General features: G+C 69.5%; 17 protein-coding genes. 14 read left to right on the top strand and 3 right to left on the bottom strand.

All coding sequences use genetic code 11. The features are described 5' to 3' along the window. Window positions 1-65: 65 nt before the first annotated feature. A complete protein-coding gene (locus OZ403_RS35400; RefSeq protein ID WP_140795609.1) occupies window positions 66-602 on the bottom strand; it encodes a GNAT family N-acetyltransferase in 537 nt (178 codons plus the stop codon). Between the two features lie 288 nt (window positions 603-890). On the opposite strand from OZ403_RS35400, the gene OZ403_RS35395 reads away from it, so the two are divergent. The 5 genes from OZ403_RS35395 (at window position 891) to OZ403_RS35375 (ending at window position 6,237) form a co-directional block, all read left to right on the top strand. After that, window positions 891-1,610 (top strand): GTP-binding protein, encoded by a 720-nt coding sequence (locus OZ403_RS35395; protein ID WP_140795608.1) that lies wholly within the window; start codon window positions 891-893, stop codon window positions 1,608-1,610. Then, on the top strand, window positions 1,607-3,115 hold the full coding sequence (locus tag OZ403_RS35390) for a sensor histidine kinase (RefSeq protein WP_140877638.1): 1,509 nt from the start codon (window positions 1,607-1,609) through the stop codon (window positions 3,113-3,115). The genes OZ403_RS35395 and OZ403_RS35390 overlap by 4 nt, the downstream gene beginning before the upstream one ends. Window positions 3,116-3,185: 70 nt before the next feature. Continuing rightward, on the top strand, window positions 3,186-3,773 hold the full coding sequence (locus OZ403_RS35385; RefSeq protein WP_140795606.1) for an NYN domain-containing protein: 588 nt from the start codon (window positions 3,186-3,188) through the stop codon (window positions 3,771-3,773). A gap of 143 nt (window positions 3,774-3,916) precedes the next feature. Next, a complete protein-coding gene (locus OZ403_RS35380; protein ID WP_140795605.1) occupies window positions 3,917-4,747 on the top strand; it encodes a hypothetical protein in 831 nt (276 codons plus the stop codon). 95 nt (window positions 4,748-4,842) lie between these two features. Then, window positions 4,843-6,237, top strand: a complete 1,395-nt coding sequence (locus OZ403_RS35375) for a di-heme oxidoreductase family protein (RefSeq protein ID WP_268782826.1) — start codon at window positions 4,843-4,845, stop codon at window positions 6,235-6,237. 23 nt (window positions 6,238-6,260) lie between these two features. Here OZ403_RS35375 and OZ403_RS35370 read toward each other — a convergent pair whose 3' ends face one another. Next, the gene (locus tag OZ403_RS35370; RefSeq protein ID WP_268782825.1) at window positions 6,261-7,790 is read right to left on the bottom strand and encodes a hypothetical protein; all 1,530 of its coding nucleotides are present in this window, start codon (window positions 7,788-7,790) and stop codon (window positions 6,261-6,263) included. Window positions 7,791-7,918: 128 nt separating this feature from the next. Here OZ403_RS35370 and thiL point away from each other — a divergent pair, with 128 nt between their 5' ends. From thiL to larC, 9 genes are all read left to right on the top strand, one after another. Continuing rightward, a complete protein-coding gene (thiL, locus tag OZ403_RS35365) occupies window positions 7,919-8,866 on the top strand; it encodes a thiamine-phosphate kinase (RefSeq protein WP_140795602.1) in 948 nt (315 codons plus the stop codon). 56 nt (window positions 8,867-8,922) lie between these two features. Continuing rightward, entirely contained in the window at window positions 8,923-10,308 is a 1,386-nt protein-coding gene (locus tag OZ403_RS35360) for a methyl-accepting chemotaxis protein (protein WP_140795601.1), read from the top strand. Next, a complete protein-coding gene (locus OZ403_RS35355; protein WP_140795600.1) occupies window positions 10,305-10,937 on the top strand; it encodes an MmcQ/YjbR family DNA-binding protein in 633 nt (210 codons plus the stop codon). Before OZ403_RS35360 ends, OZ403_RS35355 begins: the two co-directional genes overlap by 4 nt. 43 nt (window positions 10,938-10,980) lie before the next feature. Then, a complete protein-coding gene (locus tag OZ403_RS35350) occupies window positions 10,981-11,403 on the top strand; it encodes a chemotaxis protein CheW (protein WP_011556619.1) in 423 nt (140 codons plus the stop codon). Between the two features lie 70 nt (window positions 11,404-11,473). Continuing rightward, window positions 11,474-11,842, top strand: a complete 369-nt coding sequence (locus tag OZ403_RS35345) for a response regulator (RefSeq protein WP_011556618.1) — start codon at window positions 11,474-11,476, stop codon at window positions 11,840-11,842. Between the two features lie 53 nt (window positions 11,843-11,895). After that, on the top strand, window positions 11,896-14,394 hold the full coding sequence (locus tag OZ403_RS35340) for a chemotaxis protein CheW (protein WP_268782824.1): 2,499 nt from the start codon (window positions 11,896-11,898) through the stop codon (window positions 14,392-14,394). Continuing rightward, window positions 14,391-14,993 carry a chemotaxis protein CheC gene (locus OZ403_RS35335; RefSeq protein ID WP_140857461.1) on the top strand — a complete coding sequence of 201 codons (603 nt, stop codon included), beginning with the start codon at window positions 14,391-14,393 and terminating at the stop codon, window positions 14,991-14,993. Before OZ403_RS35340 ends, OZ403_RS35335 begins: the two co-directional genes overlap by 4 nt. Before the next feature lie 25 nt (window positions 14,994-15,018). Further along, entirely contained in the window at window positions 15,019-15,771 is a 753-nt protein-coding gene (larB, locus tag OZ403_RS35330) for a nickel pincer cofactor biosynthesis protein LarB (RefSeq protein ID WP_176415654.1), read from the top strand. Between the two features lie 5 nt (window positions 15,772-15,776). Continuing rightward, complete coding sequence (gene larC, locus OZ403_RS35325) at window positions 15,777-16,949, top strand: nickel pincer cofactor biosynthesis protein LarC (RefSeq protein WP_268782823.1); 1,173 nt, start codon at window positions 15,777-15,779, stop codon at window positions 16,947-16,949. An 88-nt stretch (window positions 16,950-17,037) separates the two neighbouring features. On the opposite strand, the gene OZ403_RS35320 is transcribed toward larC, so the two are convergent. Next, window positions 17,038-18,426, bottom strand: coding sequence for an ATP-binding protein (locus OZ403_RS35320; protein WP_268782822.1), 1,389 nt, complete (start codon window positions 18,424-18,426; stop codon window positions 17,038-17,040). Between the last annotated feature and the right edge of the window lie 9 nt (window positions 18,427-18,435).

Here is an 18,435-nt window from a genome sequence, read left to right as displayed (position 1 = left end):
AGGGGCCCGCTCGGAGCAGCGGACGGGAGGAGGGCCTCCCGCCCGGACGCAATACGTCCTGCGGCCTAGAGCTCGCGGGACATCAGGAGGCGAAGCTTCCCGGACTTCTTGGAGACCACCGTGGCCACCGTGGTGAAGCCTTCCTTGCGGTAGAAGCTCACCGCGGGCGAGTTGGACGGGTCCACCCGCAGGGCGATGGTCTTCCGGTACATGTCCCGGGCCGCCTTGAGCGCCTGCTCCAGCAGGATGTTGCCCAGGCCCTTGCGGCGCAGCTCGGGCTTCACCACGATGTTGCGCAGGTACGCCGCGCCCGGAACCGGGCCGTCCCGCTCCACCGTGACATAGCCGACAAGCTGGCTTTGCAGCTTCGCCACATGGATGAAGGGCTTGAGCTGCGTCAGGGCCTTGAGGCTCTCCTCCAGCGTCTCACCCCGGGTCTTCCAGGGCTCGGAGCTGGCGCGCAGGTCCGCCACCGCCGTCATGTCTTCGTCGGTGGGCAGGCCGAACTTCACCGCCGCCATCAGGTCGTTGGGGAGGCCAGCCACATCCAGGACCGGTGCTGGGGCCACCTCCACGCCTGCGTCCACCTGCTTCATCGTCATCGCCTTGCTCCTCCGTCGAGTTGCGATCCTAACCGCTCCGGCGGCACCGGTGCACGCAGTGATTCCGCGCACATTGTCCCATGAAGTGAGGAGAGGCCCTCCTCTCCTTGGTGAGGAGCCGGATTTCGTCGAACCGGCCATGCGTTCAGCCCATTCCGAGAATGAGCATCGCTTCCACGCCTGGCACCCTGCCGGCCTTCCGTGCCGAGCCGCTTCCCACTATAAAAACCCGCAGTCAGGCGCGAAGGCGTCAAACTCCTCCGCTCGACCGTCAGCCAGAGCCCCACCTTGCAACTCAACCACGCCCAGCGAGAGCTGACGCTCAAGATCGTCTACTACGGGCCCGGCCTCAGCGGGAAGACGACCAATCTGCGTCATCTCCACGCGAAAGCGTCCCCGGAGGTACGAGGGCGGTTGCTGACCGTGGAGACCCACGACGACCGCACGCTCTTCTTCGACCTGCTGCCCGTCTTCTTCTCCACGTCCTCCGGCTTCAAGGTGAAGGTGAAGCTCTTCACCGTGCCAGGCCAGGTCATCCACAACGCCACCCGGCGCATCGTCCTGCAGGGCGCGGACGCGGTGGTCTTCATCGCGGACAGCCGGCGCGGCGCCACGGCGGACAACAACGCCTACTGGCGCAACCTCCAGGAGAACATGAAGGAGAACAACCTGGACCCCAGCCAGGTCCCGGTGGTCATCCAGTTCAACAAGAAGGACCTGCCGGACGCGCGGACGGACGCCGAAATCGAGGAGTCGCGCCGGCGTGGCGGCGAGGCGGTGGTGGGCGCGGTGGCGCTGCGGGGCGAAGGCGTGCTGGAGACCTTCCACGCGGTGGCGCAGGCAGCCTACCGGCGGCTCGACATGCGCGCCCATCTGGCGCGCAACCTGGGCCTGACGGAGGCGGAGTTCCTGGGGCAGATCTTCCGGCGCATGGACCTCACGGGCACGGCGTTGGCCTCCATGTACGGGCGCGCGGCGGATGAATCGCGCAGCGGAGACGGGCGATGAACGGCGCGTCGGGCAACGGGGCGTCGGACGGCGTGGGCGCCTCGCGCCGTGAGTCAGTGCTCCAGCGGAGGCTGTCGCTGGCGGACATGCTGGACCTGCCCTCCTTCGTGGAGGTGGTGCGGAGCTTCAGCGAGCTGTACCGCGTGGGCATCAAGGTGATGGACACGGCGGGCGGCAAGCTGGCCGACGTGAAGGTGGGCCACGGCGACTTCTGCTCGTACGTGTTCGGCTTCCCAGAGGGCCGCTCGCGCTGCACCGCCACGGTGGCCCGCGTGAAGGACGGACCGGTGGCCCCGGTGCAGGGCGCCCGGCCCGCGCGTGGTGATGGCGCGGAGGCGGCGGACATCATCGCGCTGCCGTGCTTCACCGGCCTGCGCTACCTGGTGATGCCGGTGCGCTGGGATGGCGACAAGCTGGGCCGCGTCATCCTGGGCCCCTTCACGCCGGAGGAGCTGGCGGACTTCCCGCCGTCGCTGACGGACATCTCCGGGGTGGACCTGTCACGCGCGCACGAACTGGTGGGCCGCGTGCGGCGCGTGCCCGAGCGCACCGCGGCGCAGGTGCTGGTGCACTTCGGGCAGGTGCTGGCCGCGCTGGTGGCCAGCGGGCAGCGCGCCTTCCTGGCGACGCAGCTCCACATCGAGGCGATGCTGGAGACGCACCGGGATTTGGAGGCCAACAACGCCCGGCTGGCGCAGGCCAACACCCGCCTGAAGGAACTGGACCGGCTGAAGTCCACCTTCCTGGGCACGGTGAGCCACGAGCTGCGCACGCCGCTGGCTTCCATCATCGGCTACTCGGAGATGCTGGCTGAGGGCCTGGCCGGCGCGCTCAACCCGGAGCAGCTGCTCTACGTGCGCACCATCGTGGAGAAGGGCGAGTCGCTGCTCAACCTCATCTCCTCCATCCTGGACCTGAGCCAGATTGAAGCCGGACGGCTGCGCCTGGTGATGGGCCCGGTGGACCTGGGCAGCGTCATCCAGACGGCGGTGTCCAGCGTGGCGCCCCAGGCGCAGCGCAAGGGCGTGGAGCTGGAGGTGCGCTTGCCGCCGCTGCCCCAGCCGCGCCTGGCCGCGGACGCGGACAAGCTGCGCCAGGTGGTGGTGAACCTGCTCGCCAACGCGGTGAAGTTCACCTCGTCCGGGGGCCGGGTGTCGGTGGTGTTGTCGGAGGCCACCGCGCAGAATGAGCTGGCCGCGCCGGGCTACCGCTTGAGCGTGGAAGACACCGGCATGGGCATCCGCGAGGACCAGTTCGAGAACATCTTCCAGAGCTTCTACCAGGTGGACGGCAGCTCCACGCGCGAGCACGGCGGCGCGGGGCTGGGACTGGCCATCGTGAAGAGCCTGGTGGAAGGCCACGGCGGCCGCGTGTCCGTGGAGAGCGAGTTCGGCCGGGGCTCTCGCTTCACCGTGGTGCTGCCGCTCCAGCCGCCGCTGTCGGAGCACGGCGGCTTCTCCGCGCTGGCGCCCACGCCGTCGCCCAGCGGACACGACCGCTTCTGATGCGACCTGACGCACCGGGGGACTGAACTGAGTTCCCCGGCCGGAAGGGCTCCCGCGTATCCTCGCGCGCATGCTCTCCGGACGCCCCCCCGCAGCCTCCTACGTACTCATCGACGCAGAGAACATCGACTGGGCTGTGTCCAACGTGGTGGGACGCAAGCCCGAGTCCCAGGACCGCGTCCAGTTCGACCGGCTCGTGTCCTTCTGTGAGACGAACTTCCCGGCGCCCGTGCGCTGCGTGGTGGTGCTCAACGCCCGCGGAGAGCAGCTGCCGGACGTCATGATTGGCTTCGTGCGCGCGCTCAAGTCCGCCGGCTGCGATGTGGCCCTGCTCTACGGCCGCCCCGACCAGAAGGTGGTGGACCTGGGCATCCTGAAGCTGCTGGAGAACATCCGCACCCAGCGCCCTGGCGCGGCGGTGGTGCTCGCCAGCCATGACGGCGCGGACTTCGCGGACGCGCTCAAGCCCATGCTGGAGGAGAAGCGCCAGGTGGCCGTGCTCGGCCTGCGTGAATACGTCAGTCAGCGCTTCCGGGAGCTCGTCCCCTCCGGGCTCAAGATTCTGGATTTGGAGTTGAACGCCAAGGTGTTCAACCGGCCCCTGCCGCGCATGCTCCCTGTCAACGTGGACGAGTTCGACCCGGGTCTGTTCTTGTAGCAAAGGCAGTCACATGACTCGCCTGGGCTGTGGTGATTCCTGTCACAGCCCGGTGCGTTCTGAGAGTGCGGTAAACATGGCATGAAGCTTGAATCGGCATTTCCTGATTTCAGGGATACCCCCTGGGTCATCAGGAGTTTTTCATGCGTTCGTCTCGTCGCGTTGGAACTGCCCTCTGGGCCGCCGTCTTCTCGCTCGCACTTCCGCTCAGCCAGGCTCACGCCGCCGACGACTGCGTGGAGTTCCAGGGGCTCCAGCACTGTGGCCTTGGCGCGGCCAAGGTGAGCGGCTCGGAGAAGGGCGTTCGCATCGACAGCCAGGAGAAGGAGCCGTCCGTCAAGAACGGCGTCGCCATCTACATGCCGCCCGCGGCGGCCTGGACGGCGGAGACCGTGTCGGACGGCGCGCAGCGCAACTTCTTCACCGCCTACGCCGAGGAGGTGCCGGTCAGCACCTCCTCCGTCAACGCGTCGCGGGAGTCCACCTCGTACTCCGCGACGTTCACCGGCTCTGGTGAGGCGACCACCTACTCCGTGCTCGCGTACTACAACGGCCGGCTCCAGGCCGCCGTGGGTGGCATCCGCAGCGGTGACACGGGCGCCGTGGGCATCATGGTCCCCAACCCGGGCTGGACGCCGAACTGCCGCCCGCGCAACCAGACGTATGCCCAGTGTGAGGCGTCCTGCTACGCGAACGGGTACTCCAACTGCAACTACTGCAACACGGTGTGCCGCATGACCGTGGGCTTCGCTAACGCTCAGCTCCACAGCGCCTGCTTGTGGCAGCACACCGTCGCGGAGCCGGGGGTCCGGCTGCCGAATGGCCAGACGGTTCGGGCCGACCAGATCGTGATGCAGGAGGAGATCACGGGCCCGTCCAACTACCCGTACCTCAACTTCAACCGCATCGACGTGCAGACCACCGCGCGTTCGACGGTCATCACCGGCGAGTCCATCATCCCCGCCGGCAAGTAGTCGCCGTGTCGTTCCGGCCTGGAGCGGGCGTAGGGGGAAGCCCGCTCCGGGCTGTTGTCATTCCAGTTCCAAGCCCCCTCTCCGAAGAGCGTCCCATGAAGGCATCGTGGTGGTTGACGGCCCTGCTGCTCACGGCGGGAGCTCCCAGACAGGAGGACGCAACGGCGCCAGGCGTGGCCGCCTTGGAGGTGCCCGGGCGCCCGGACGACGCGGTCCTGGCGGGGGGCGGCACCACGGTGTTCGACGCCTCGCACAATGCCTTTGGCCGAGCGCTGGGGAACCTGGCGCCCACGCGCTGGTTCCAGATGCGCGAAGGCAAGCTGCTGTTCATGCGGGACTGGGCCGCCCATGAAGAAGGGCTGGCGGGCCCGCTGACGAACGCCGCCGGGTGTGGTGCGTGTCACTTCAAGGACGGGCGGGGCCGCCCGCTGCCCGACGTGGGCCCGGAGGCGCCGCTGCTCGTCCGGCTGAGCGTGCCCGCGAAGGATGCGCCCGCGGGGCACCACGAGCCCGTCTACGGCGTGCAGCTCAATGACCGTGGCACCGCGGGCGTCCCCGCCGAGGGCACGGTTCAGGTCACCTATACGGACGTGAAGGGGAAGTACGCGGACGGGACGCCGTACACGCTGCGCCAGCCGCGCTACCGCATCACCCAACTGGGCTATGGGAAGCTGGCTCCCGAGGTGATGCTCTCGCCGCGCATCCCCTCCCAGCTCTTCGGGTTGGGGCTGCTGGCGGCCATTCCGGATGAAGCCATCCTCGCCCTTGCGGATACGGAAGACCGTGATGGGGATGGCATCTCCGGCCGTCCGAACCGGGTGGTCAGTGTCCACTCCGGCAGGGCGGAGCTGGGCCGCTTCGGATGGAAGGCCAACCAGCCCACGCTGGAGCAACAGGTCGCCAGCGCCTTCTCCGAGGACCTGGGGCTGACGTCACCGCTCTACCCGGAGAGCAACTGCACGGCGAAGCAGGAAGGCTGCCTGTCGCGGGTGGCCGCCAAGGGGCCCGCGTTGTCGCGCCACATCCTGGAGCGGACGGCGCTGTACCTGCGGCTCATCGGCGTGCCCGCGCGGCGCGACGTGTTGGAGCCCGCCGTGATGAAGGGACAGGGCCTCTTCCAGCAGGTGGGATGCGCGGCGTGCCACCAGCGGGAGTTCACCACGGGCACCGTCGAGGACGTCCCGGAGCTGTCTCACCAACGCATCCGTCCGTACACGGACCTGCTGCTGCATGACATGGGACCGGAGCTGGCGGACGGCCGCCCTGATGGTGAGGCGAGCGGCACCGAGTGGAGGACGCCGCCGTTGTGGGGCCTGGGCCTGCTGGAGACGGTGAACCGTCAGGTGCGGATGCTCCATGACGGCCGCGCGCGCAGCTTCGAGGAGGCCATCCTCTGGCACGGCGGCGAAGGCGCCCGTGCCCGTGAGCGCTTCAAGTCCTTGAACAAGGCGGAGCGCGAGGCGCTGGTGGCCTTCCTGCGCTCGCTCTGACGGCGAGCGCGGGGGCGTCGCCGTCAACTGTTGGCAATGGCGGTGCGGAGGCTGTCCAGGATGTAGTACCGGAGCTCCTCGCTCGTCATCTCAGGCGTCTCCTTCAACTTCTTCTCGGCGAACTTCTTCCATTCGTGCAGCTCGTTGGGAGTCGGCTCGCTCGACGGCTGAGAGGGCCCGGCACCGTTGATGTGCATGAGCCAGCCGTAGGCCGCCCGGATGTGGTCTTCGATGCGATTGCTGGCGGGAGCGTCCGTCCCCATCTTCTCGCTGCGCATCGCGTCCTGGATAGCGTACTTGAGCTCCTCCGGGGAGATGTCCTTGTTCTCCTTCTTCTTCTCGTTGGCGAAGGCGCGCCAGCGCCGCATCTCCTCAGGCGTGGCGTCGCGCTCCTGCCCCTCGTAGCAGAAGGCCACCCACTTGACGGCGTCCTGGATGAACTTGTCGATGTGGGTGCTGCCCGTGCTGTCCATGCCCGTCGCCTTCACGCGGATGGCGTCCTGGATGGCGAACTTGAGCGCCTCGGGCGTGATGTCCGGGTTCTCCTTCTGGTGCTTCCGGGCGAAGTCGCGCCAGTGCGCCAGCTCCTCGGCGGTGGGTTTGCGCTCCTGGCCCTCGTAGCACTGGGTGACCCACTTGACGCCGTCCTCGATGAACTTGTCGATGTTCAGCGGCGTCGCCTCACCGGTCCCCGTCATCTTCGCGCGCATGGCGTCGGTGATGGCGTACTTGAGGTGCTCGGGCGAGATTTCCGGGTCCTTCTTCAACTGCTCCTGGGCGAAGGCGCGCCACTCCTTCAGCTCCGCGGGCGTGGCCTCGCGCTCCTTGTCCTCGTAGCACTGGGTGACCCACTTGACGGCGTCCTGGATGAACTTGTCGATGTTCTCCGGCGTCACCGCGTCTGTCCCCAGGACCTTCGCCCGGACGGCGTCGATGATGGCGTACTTGAGCTCCTCCGGCGTCGTCTTCGGATTCTTGCTCATCAGGTCGGCGGCGAAGGCGCGCCAGTGTTGCATGTCCGCCTCCGTGGGAGGGGGCGCCTTGTCGTCGTAGCACTGGCTGACCCACGCGAGGGCCTCGGAGATGAACCTGTCGGTGTTCGCCGGCGAATGGGCGTCCAGCCCGTCCCGCTCCAAGCGCAGCTTGTCTTGGATGGCGTAGCGGACCTCCTCGGCGGTGATTTCGGGGTTCTTGTTGCGGAGCTCCCGCGCGAAGTCCAACCACTTGGAGCGCTCGGGACCGCTCGGCCAGCGGTCGCCTTTGAAGACCTCTCGGAAAGCCATGTCAACGCAGGCCGCCAGGCGCTCATCCCTGAGCGGGCCCAGGGCGGAGGGGAGAATCTCCTTGCCGAAAGGAGGCTGCGGGGTACCCGAAGTCCCCGGGGCCTGGGCGGCGAAGGTGCTCGCGGGGGCCGCCTTCGTCACGCTCTGCGTGGGAAGCACGGAGCCGAGCAGGTCCACCCACTGCTGGGTGCTGACGTCCTTCTTGCCCGTGGGGCTCGTCTGGGTTTTGGACGTAGAAACGAAAGGCAGCCGCTCGCCAATCTTCGACATGAAATCCCCCCAGGAGATGGAAGACCCGATTTTTATGTTGTCTTTGATTGGTGGGGAATGATGCGTCTGCCCAAAGTGCCAAAAAGTGTCATTGCCCTGACACGCCGTCTGGTCTTACGTGTGCGTCCATGTCTGGTGAGTTCGATTTCATCCGCCGGTTCCTCGCGCACTTCCCGGCCGCGCGTGTGCCCGTGGGGCCCGGGGACGACTGCGCGGTGCTGCCCCCCTCACGTGGCGCGCAGTGCGTCACCACGGACGCGGTGGTGGAGGACGTGCACTTCACGCGCGCCGCGTTCTCCCCCGCGGACATCGGCCACAAGGCGCTGGCGGTGAACCTGTCGGACCTGGCGTCCATGGGGGCCACGCCGCGCTGGTTCGTCTGCGCGCTCGCGCTGCCGAAGGACTATCCCTTGCGGGAGCTCACGGGGCTGGCGCGAGGCATGGCCGCGCTGGCCGCCGCGCACCGGATTGCGCTGGTGGGTGGCAACTTCACCTCCGCGCGTGAGCTGTCCGTCACCATCACCGCCGCGGGCGAGCTGTCACGCGCGCCCCTCACCCGCGCGGGGGCCCGGCCCGGGGACCTCCTCTATGTCTCCGGCACGCTGGGCGATGCGCGCCTGGGCCTGGAGCACCTTCGTGCGGGGCTGCGCCGGGGCGCCGCCGTGCGCCGTCAGCGCCGCCCCGAGCCTCGCGTGGCGCTGGGCCTGCTCGCCGCGCGCCATGCATCCGCCGCGCTGGATGTTTCCGACGGACTTGCACAGGACCTGGGTCATCTCTGCACCGCCTCGGGCGTGCGCGCGGAGCTGGAGGTGGAGCGGCTGCCGCTGTCGGCGGCGGTGCGCAAGGCCCTGGGGCCCGAAGGCGCGCTGGCGGGGGGCGAGGACTATGAGTTGCTGCTGGCCGTTCCCCCGGGACGCAGCCGGGCATTCGAGCGCGCGTGCGCTACAGGAGGGCACGCCATCACCCGCATCGGCCACTTCACAGAGGGGCGCGGGTGGGTGGGCCGGGACAGGACAGGCCGCGTTCTCCCACCGCCAGAGGGGTTCGATCACTTCCGACCTCGGGCGATGGATTGACCCTGCGGAGCAGCAAGGCTAAACCCGAGACGCTTCTCATCCCCCGAAAGCAACCCGTGCGCCGTCCCCTCCGCGACGACACAGTCCCCGGACACACTCCCCGCCGCGAGCCCCTGCAGCGACTGCTGCGCGCCGTGGACGGACCTCGCGCGACCCGCGAGGTCTCCCTTCACCGGAAGATTCTCAACGGCTACGTCTTGATGGGGCTGGCGCTGACGGGATGGATGTACGCGTCGGACGGCCTCATCAGCTTCGTCTTCCCTTCACTCAGCGCCGGGGGGAAGGACGCCGTGCGCATTGGCGTCGCCATCATCATCACCGGGGCCGCCGCCGCGCTGCTGCCTTCGTGGCTCGCGCGCGTCACCCGCGTGAAGGTGCTCAGCCGCTCCGCGTACGAAATCTCGCAGGGCGACCTGTCCAAGCCGGTGGCCGCCGAGGGCGGCAGCAAGCGCGACGAGATTGACGAGCTGACGGGCGCCATCACCCGCATGCAGGAGAACCTGCGCGAGCTGGTGGGCAAGATTCAAGAGACGGCCAAGAGCGTGGCCGACACGGCCATCGACCTCCAGCGCTCGGCGGAGAACGTCAACGGCTCCACCGAGGAGGTGGGCTCGTCGATGGAGAAGATTGCTGGCGGCGCTGAGTCCCAGTCGCAGCTGGTGTCCAAGGCGTCCAAGGTCATCACCGAGATGGCCGGTAGCATCCAGCGCACCACGGCCAGCGCCGAGGACGCGGCGCGGACGACGGCGGAGACGAGCAGCGCGGCCGAGGACGGCTCCAAGGCGGCGCGGCTGGCCGGCGACAAGGTGAAGAAGGTCTTCAACCGCATCGAGTCCGCCAGCCAGCAGGTGTTCGCCTTCGGCGAGAAGACGCAGGAAATCTCGAAGATCGTCGACGCGATTACGCAGGTGGCGCAGCAGACGAACCTGCTGGCGCTCAACGCGACCATCGAGGCGGCGCGCGCGGGTGAGTACGGCCGCGGCTTCGCGGTGGTGGCCGATGAAGTGCGCAAGCTGGCCGAGAGCGCGGGCCGCTCCGCCGAGCAGATCTCCAAGCTGGCGCGCGACATCTCCGGGCAGTCCACCTCCGTCGTGAGCGCCATGAAGGAAGGCATCGCGGAGCTGGCCGAGGGCCGCGAGGACCTGACCAACATCGTGCGCTCCATGGGCGCCATCACCGACACCATCCGCAAGGGCTCCGAGAAGGTGCACCTCATCTCCGATAGCGCCCGCGAGCAGCTCAAGGGCAGCGAGGAGATGGTGAAGGCCATCGAGGAGATCAAGCTGGTGGCGCGCAACAACGCGTCTTCCACCGAGGCCATCCAGGCCGTCATCCAGGAGCAGACCGCCGCCGTGTCCCGCATGACGTCGCTGGCCAGTGAGCTGACCAACCTCTCCGTCGAGCTGCAGAGCGTCGTGCGCAGCTTCCGCCTGGGCTCATGAGCCAGACGCCCTCGGACAACGTCGACGCGAAGCTGAAGGCCGCGGAGGACCATCTGCGCGAGGTGATGCTCGCGCTCCCCGAGGTCACCGAGGAGTTCCCCTGGGGCCACCGCACGGCCAAGGTGAAGGGGAAGATGTTCGCCATCCTCGTGCTGGACAACGACGGGCTGGGTGTCACCACCAAGCTCCCGGAGTCCAACGAGGCCGCGCTCACGCTGCCCTTCACCGCGCCCACCGGCTACGGCCTGGGCAAGAGCGGCTGGGTGTCCTCCCGCTTCAAGCCGGGCAGCGAGGTCCCCATCGGGCTGCTGGCCCAGTGGATTCACGAGAGCTTCCGCGCCGTGGCGCCGCAGAAGGTGCTCAAGGCGCTGATGGCTCCGGGCGCGGCGCAGGCTCCGAAGGCGAAGTCCTCGGCGCGTGCCAAGAAGCCCGCGGCGGCGAAGCGGGCCGTGGCGGTGAAGCCGGCGGTTGCCGGAAAGAAGCCCGCACCGGGCAAGGCGGCGGCGGGTGGGAAGAAATCCGTGGCGAAGCGGGCCTCGGCGCGCGAAGGTTCCGCCGTGCGGGCCGGCGCGAAGCAGACGTCCACGGCGAAGCGGGGCGCGGCGGGTTCGTCCCGGTCGAAGCGGTAGCGAGTCGGGCCGGTCATTCCAGAGCGGATAGAACGTTACTCCTGTGCGGCACGTCATCTTCCGGGTGGAGAAGGAGCGTTACGGACTGCCGCTCTCGGCGGTCCGGGAGGTCGTCGTGCCTCCCGAGCGCTTCACCCGCGTGCCGCGTGCGCCATTGGCCATTACAGGCGTAATGAATCTGCGCGGCAGGGTCGTGACAGTGGTAGAGCTGCGGCAGCTTCTGAGTCTTCCCGAGGGTCCTACCCCGCCCGGACGGGTGGTTCTACTGGACCGTGGGCGGAGAGACCTGGGACTGTTGGTAACAGACGTAGACGGCATCGAAGCGGTGGAGCGGGTGAGCACGGCGCCAGGAAAGATGACGCCTGCCATCCGGGGCGTCGCCAGGCTGGGTGGCCTGGGAGTGACGGTCCTGGACCCAGAAGGGTTGGACGCCGCGGTGGTTGCCTTGTTCACCCATTCCAAGTGAGTAGCCCCCTGGAAAGCGCGGATGCTAGTGTCCGCGCTCCTCTAGGTGATTCGGAGGCGGAGTTCTTCACATGGCTAAGCGGGTCCTGGTCGTCGACGATGCCATCTTCATGCGCAACATGATCAAGGACATCTTTGCGTCTGGGGGGTTCGAGGTCGTCGGTGAGGCGGCCAACGGCCTGGAGGCCGTGGAGAAGTACAAGGAGCTCAAGCCCGACCTCACGACGATGGACATCGTCATGCCCTTCAAGAGCGGCATCGAGGCCACGCGAGAGATCATCAAGGCAGACAGCAGCGCGGTGGTCATCATGTGCTCCGCGCTCGGGCAGGAGAGCCTGGTGATGGAGGCCATCGAGGCGGGCGCCTCGGACTTCATCGTCAAGCCGTTCCGGGCCGAGGACGTGCTGGCCGTGGTGAAGAAGGTCCTGGGCGAGACGTGAGCGGCTGCGCCCTGGCGCGGGCTGTCCACCTTTCCTGACACGAGGCCGGGTCCATGACGATGGACATGTCCCGCTACCTCGGGCTCTTCATCTCCGAGGCGACCGACCACCTGGAGGCGCTCGGGCGTGACCTCGTGGAGCTCGAGCGCGAGGGCTCGTCCAGCGCGGTGGATTCGATGTTCCGCCATGCCCACTCGGTCAAGGGCATGGCGTCGTCCATGGGCTTCGAGCCCATCGCCATCGTGGCGCACCGCGTGGAGGACCTCGTGGACGCCGTCCGTCAGGACCGCGGCCGCCTGGACCGCGACCTGGTGGACCTGTTGCTTACCGCCGCCGACACCATGCTCGCGCAGGTGCGCGCGGTGGCGGAGGGCAAGCAGCCGGATGATTCCGCGGCGCTCCTGACGCAGCTCAGCCAGCGTGTCACCACCATGACGGGCCACGCCCCGGCCGCCACGCGCGTCGCGAAGGTGACAGCGCTGAAGCCGGAGGGCGGCGGCTCGGATGGCACGGGCTCGGATGGCCCCGGCGGAGGCTCGGGGCCTGGCTCGGATGGCTCGGGCCCGGCGGGCGGAGCTGGCGGAGGCTCGGGCAGTGCAGGAGGCGCTGGCGGCTCAAGCACCGGTGGCGGCACGAGCGGCGCAGCAGGAAGTGGCTCGGGCCCCACAGGCGTCGGGGCCAGCCCTGGCTCGACGCACGGTGGCGGAGCTGCTGGCAGCGGTACCCGGAGCAGCGTCGACGGAGGCGCGGGTGGCAGTGCCAGCCCAGACGTAGCCAGCGGCACCGGTGTTGACGGTGCGGGGACCGGCTCGGTGGGGACCTCCGGCCCGGCCAGTCCCAATCTGATGAACGGCGGGCCCGGTACCTCCGCCACCTCCAGCGCGCCGAATGGAGCGCACGGCACCAGCGCCCCATTGGCCCCGAACGGAGCCACCGGAGGCGTGGTGGTCCCGCTGTCCGCGCGCCGGGCCTCGGACGCGCCCGTCGCCGACGCCGGAACCGCGGCCCCAACGCCCGACCTGGCCAACTCCCTGAAGGCCGCGGCCAGCGCGCCGCTCCCGGACACGCTGGCCCAGCGCTGGGCGGTGCGGCTGCGTATCGCGCCCACCTGTCAGGTGCCCGGCGTGCGCGCCTTCCTCGTCCACAAGCGCCTCACCAACCTGGGCACGCTGGTGGACCTCCGGCCCGCGCTGGAGGAGCTGAAAGCCGGCCGCATTCCAGACGGCAACATCCAACTGGAGCTGGAGACCCCGGCGGGCGAAGCGGGCATCCACGCGGCGCTGAAGAACGTGGCCGAGGTGGAGGTCATCTCGGTGAAGCCCGCGGTGGCCGCGCCCGTGGTGCAGCCCACCCTGGTGCCTGTCCCCGACGGCGCCCGCGCGCCCGCGGACACGGCGTCGCGCACGGTGCGCGTGCGCACGGAGCTCCTCGACTACTTCCTCGACACCGTGGGTGAGCTGATGCTCGCCACGGCCCGCCTGCGCGAGGTGGGCAAGGTGCTGCCGGAGAACACGCGCCCCGCGCTGGAAGAGGGCGTCTACCGGCTGCACACGTTGGTGAAGGACCTGCACGACAAGGTGATGACGGCGCGCATGACGCCGCTGTCCCTCATCACCGACCGGCTGCCCCGGGCGGCGCGAGACATCGCCCGCCGCAAGGAGCGCGAGGTCGACCTGGTCATCACCGGCGCGGAAATCGAACTCGACCGGGCCATCCTCGAGGAGCTGTCGGACCCGCTGCTCCACCTGCTGCGCAACTGCATCGACCACGGCCTGGAGGCGCCCGAGGAGCGCGCCGCCGCGAAGAAGGGCCCACGGGGCCGGGTGCTGGTGGCGGTGAAGCGCGCCAGGGACCGCGTCATCATCGAGCTGGAGGACGACGGCCGCGGCATGGACCCCGCGAAGCTGAAGAACGCGGCCGTGTCGCGGGGCCTGCTCTCGGCGGAGGCCGCGGCGCGCATGACGGACCGCGAGGCCTTCATGCTGTCGTGCCTTCCGGGCGTCTCCACCGCCAAGGACATCACCGACATCTCCGGCCGCGGCGTGGGCATGGACGCGGTGAAGCGCGTGGTGGAGAACGTCGGCGGCACGCTCGAAATCGACAGCGAGCGAGGCCGGGGCACCCGCTTCACCCTGCGCCTTCCACTGACGGTCGCGGTGGTGCACCTGCTGCTGGTGGAGGTGGGCGAGGAGGTCTTCGGCCTGCCCATCGCCAAGGTGGTGGGTGCGACGGAGGCGGACGGGGAGTCTCTGAGCCGCAGCCGTGAGACGGCCCTGCTGCCCCATGGTAATTCGCTGCTGCCGGTCCACTCGTTGGACGCGCTGGTGGGTGTTCCTGCCCCGCGAAGGCTGGGAACCCGGCCTTTCGTGGTGATGGACGGGGATTCCGGCCGGGTGGCCCTGGCGGTGGACCGCCTGTTGGGACAGGAGGAAGTGGTGCTCAAGCCGCTGTCGCGGCCCCTGGACTTGCTGCCCGGCCTGTCCGGCGTCACCATTCTGGGAAGTGGGCGTCCAGTGTTCATCCTGGACGTGCCGAGGTTACTGTCCGCGTGAGCCAGCCCCTGCACAGCGACGCGCAACTCGACGCCCTGCGCGAGGTGGCCAACATTGGTTGTGGCCACGCGGCCAATGCGCTCTCCCGGTTGATGGGGGGACGCAAGGTGGACCTCTCCATCCCCCGCGTGCTGCTGACAGGCCCCTCCGACGCCGCCGAGCTTCTGGGCGGAGCCGCGCCGGTGGTGTCGGGGTGGCTCGGCATCCAGGGCGGGCTGCGGGGTGCCCTGTTGCTGGTGCTGCCCCAGCAGGACGGCGCCGCGCTGGAAGCGCTGCTCCTGGAGGGACAGCCCGCGATTCATCAGTCCGAACGGGACAGCGTGGTGGCGGAGACGGCGAACATCGTCGCCAGCGCCTGCCTGTCCGCCATGGGCCGGCTGACGGGCTGGAAGTTGGTGCCCACGGTGCCCACGGTGCGGCGAGGCCGCGCGCAGGACGTGGTGTCCGACGCGGTGGGGCAGGTGGAGGGCGACGCCAGCAGCGTGGTGGTGCTGGAGGCCCGCTTCCTCGCGACCGCGGCGCCGCCGGTGGGTGGACAGCTGCTGTTGGTGCTGGCGCGGGACAGCATCCGCGACCTGTTGGCGCGGCTGGGCGTGTAGCCCGTTTCGAGCTACACGGGCGCCCATGGATGAGAAGGCGCTGAAACAGCTCCTGGGCAGCGTGAAGTCCGGCCGCGTCTCCGTGGACGACGCGGTGGGCAAGTTGAAGGACCTGCCCTTCGCGGAGCTGGGGTACGCGACGCTCGACACGCACCGCAACCTGCGCTTCGGCTTCCCGGAGGTGGTGCTGGGTGAGCCCAAGACGGTGGAGCAGCTGCTGGGCATCGTCGGGGCGTTGGTGGAGCGCAAGCAGACGGTCCTGGTGACGCGGCTCCAGCCGGACAAGGCGGAGGCGCTGGTGGCGCGCTTCCCCAAGGGCCAGTACCACCCGGTGGCTCGCATCTTCCATCTCAAGCAGGGCAAGGTGCGCGCGGGCCGCGTGGCCGTGGTGACGGCGGGCACCAGCGACATCCCCGTGGCGGAAGAGGCGGCTACGACGGCCGAGGCCATGGGCGCGGAGGTGCGGCGCGTCTACGACGTGGGCGTGGCGGGCATCCACCGGCTGCTGCGGCGCCGCGAGGAAATCCAGGAGTGCCACGCCGCCGTGGTGGTGGCGGGCATGGAGGGCGCGTTGGCCAGCGCGCTGGGCGGACTGGTGGGCATTCCCGTGGTCGCGGTGCCCACGTCGGTGGGCTACGGCGCCAACTTCAAGGGCGTGTCCGCGCTGCTGGCCATGGTGAACTCATGTGCCTCCAACGTGGCCACGGTGAACATCGACAACGGCTTCGGCGGTGGCTTCTACGCCGCCCTCATCTCCCGCACGAAGGGACGCAGGTGAGCACCATGCGACGCATCCTCTACCTGGAGCCGGTGGGTGGCATCGCCGGGGACATGTTCCTGGCGGCGGGCCTGGACCTGGGCATTGCTCCGGCCGAGCTGGAGCGCGCGCTGTCGGGCCTGCGCGTCCCGGGATGGAAGCTGGCGGTGAGCCGCGCGGTGCGCCACGCCATCAGCGGCACGCACCTGGACGTCGTGCTGGATGAGCGCGAGGCCCATCCGCACCGCGCCTACGCGGACATCCGGCGCCTCATCGAGGATGCGGACACGCTGCCCCCGCGCGCGAAGGAGCGGGCGCTGGCGGTGTTCCGCGCCATCGGCGAGGCGGAGGCGAAGGTCCACGGCGTGTCCATCGACGACATCCACTTCCATGAAGTGGGCGCGGTGGACTCCATCGTCGACATCTGTGGCGCGGCGGTGGTGCTGGAGCTGCTGGGCAACCCGGAGGTTCATGCGGCGCCGCCGCCGTTGGGCAGCGGCACCATCCGCGTGGCCCATGGCGCCATGCCCATTCCCGTCCCCGCGACGCTGGAGTTGCTGCGTGACGTGCCCGTGCGCTTCGAAGGCGTGGGTGAGCTGACGACGCCCACGGGCGCGGCGCTGCTCAAGGTGCTGGCGCACATCGGCCATCCGCCGGACTTCATCGTGGAGAAGGTGGGCTACGGCGTCGGAACGAAGGACTTCAAGGACCGGCCCAACGTGCTGCGCGCGTCGCTGGGCCGGCTGGAGCAGGCCGGCAATGAAGGGCTCTGGGTGGTGGAGGCCAACCTGGATGACGCCACGCCGCAGCTGCTGGGGCACCTGCTGGAGCGGTTGCTCGCGGTGGGCGCGCTGGACGCGTGGGTGACGCCGGTGGTGATGAAGAAGAGCCGGCCGGGGCACCTGCTGAGCGCGCTGGTGGAGGGCGGTGCGCGCGAAGCCATCGTGGACGTGGTGCTGCGCGAGTCCACCACGCTGGGCGTGCGCTACCACCGCGTGGAGCGTCAGGCGCTGGAGCGTGACTGGGTGGAGGTGGAGACGCCGTGGGGCAAGGTCCGCGTGAAGCGCGGGCTGCGCCAGGGCGCGGTGCTCAACGCCCACCCGGAGTTCGAGGACTGCCGCCAGGTGGCGGAGGCCGCGGGCGTCCCCGTGAAGCAGGTGATGGCCGCGGCGGTGGCGGCGCTCGGCTCGAAGGACTGAGCGCTGCGGACTCCATCTCCGAGGGCTTCGCGGACAGCTTCGTCAGGGGGCGATGAAGTCCCGGGCGCGGGCGCCCTGACCGCGGTGGCTACGCCGGCAATCGCACCTGGATGCGGGTGCCGCCCTGTTCGGCGCGCACGCACAGGTCGCCACCATGGCGCTCGACGATGCGCCGGCAGACGTCCAGGCCCATGCCCGCCGCATGGGGCTTCGTGCTGAAGAAGGGCTCGAAGATGCGGGGCAGCAAGTCCTTGGGAATGCCCGGCCCGTCGTCGGAGACTTCCACCACCACGTGCGCGGCATCCTTCCAGGTGCGCAGCCGCACGCGGCCTCCGCGCTCGCCCAGGGCTTCCAGCGCGTTGAGCACCAGCTGTGTCCACAGCTCGTCGAGCGCGACGCCTTCCGCCTTCAGCCGGGGCAGGCGCGGGTCATACTCGCGCTCCACCGTGAGGTGTTCTCCGCGCAGCCGGTGGCCCAGCACCGCCAGCGCGCGCTCCAGGCCTTCGTGGACCTCCACGTCCTCACGCGGCACCGGGTCCATGAAGGCATAGGCCTTCACGCCTTCGACCAGTGCGGACACGCGCGCCGTTCCTCGCGCCACCTCCGCCATGAGCACGTCACAGCTCACCGCCACCACCAGCCACGCGAGCACGTCGCCCAGCAGCGCCCCGCCCACGCGCGTCGCCACTGACTCCAGCCACGAGACGTCCAGGCCGGAGGCCACCAACGCGGGCGCCGCTTCCCACGCATCCGCCACGCCGCGCGCCTCCAACCAGGAGCCCAGCGCTTCCTCGCGCTCGGCGCGGGCCAGGGGCTCCAGCGGCGGAGAGGACCGCCCGCGTTCCGCCGCTTCCCGAGGCAGCGCCAGCAGGACGCTGCGCTGGGGCAGGGACAAGCCGTGGTCGCCCAGGGCCATGGCGCGCGCGGACACCGTGGCCATCAGCTCGCCCAGCCGCGCCGCGCTCCGCCGGGCCGCCGCGGCGGGGCTGCCCAGTTCGGCGCCCAGTTCGGCCGCCATGCGTCCCACGGGGAGCAGCTCCACCTGGGGACGGACGTCTTGCGCCTGCTGCTGGGAGCGCTGCGAGGCCAGCTCCATCAGCCCCCGGCTGAGTCCGGGCGCCAGCCGCAGCAGCTCCCAGAAGGTGGCCGGCTCCATCCGGAACAGGCGCACGTCCGTCACCGCGTCGCCGCTGTGGGGGTAGGGCGCGTTCAGGAAGAGGATGAGCTCGCCGAAGAGGTCGCCGGCCTCCAGCGTGAACGTGGGCACGCTCTCCGTGCCGGTGCGGCGGCTCCACTGCGTGTGGCCCTCCATGATGACGGACAGGCCATCCGCGGCGGCGCCTTGCTCTGCGATACGAGTGCCAGCGGGGAAGTGGAGTTGACGGCCATGGTCCGCCATCCAGCGGAGCTGTTCTCCGGTGAGCTGGGCGAACAGCGGAACCTGGCGCAACGCCGCGACGATGTCGTCACTTCCCATACGCCGGGA

The organism is Myxococcus sp. NMCA1 (genome assembly GCF_026810205.1).
Classification (GTDB): Bacteria; Myxococcota; Myxococcia; order Myxococcales; family Myxococcaceae; genus Myxococcus; species Myxococcus xanthus_A.
This window is presented reverse-complemented; position numbering and strand designations above follow the sequence as displayed.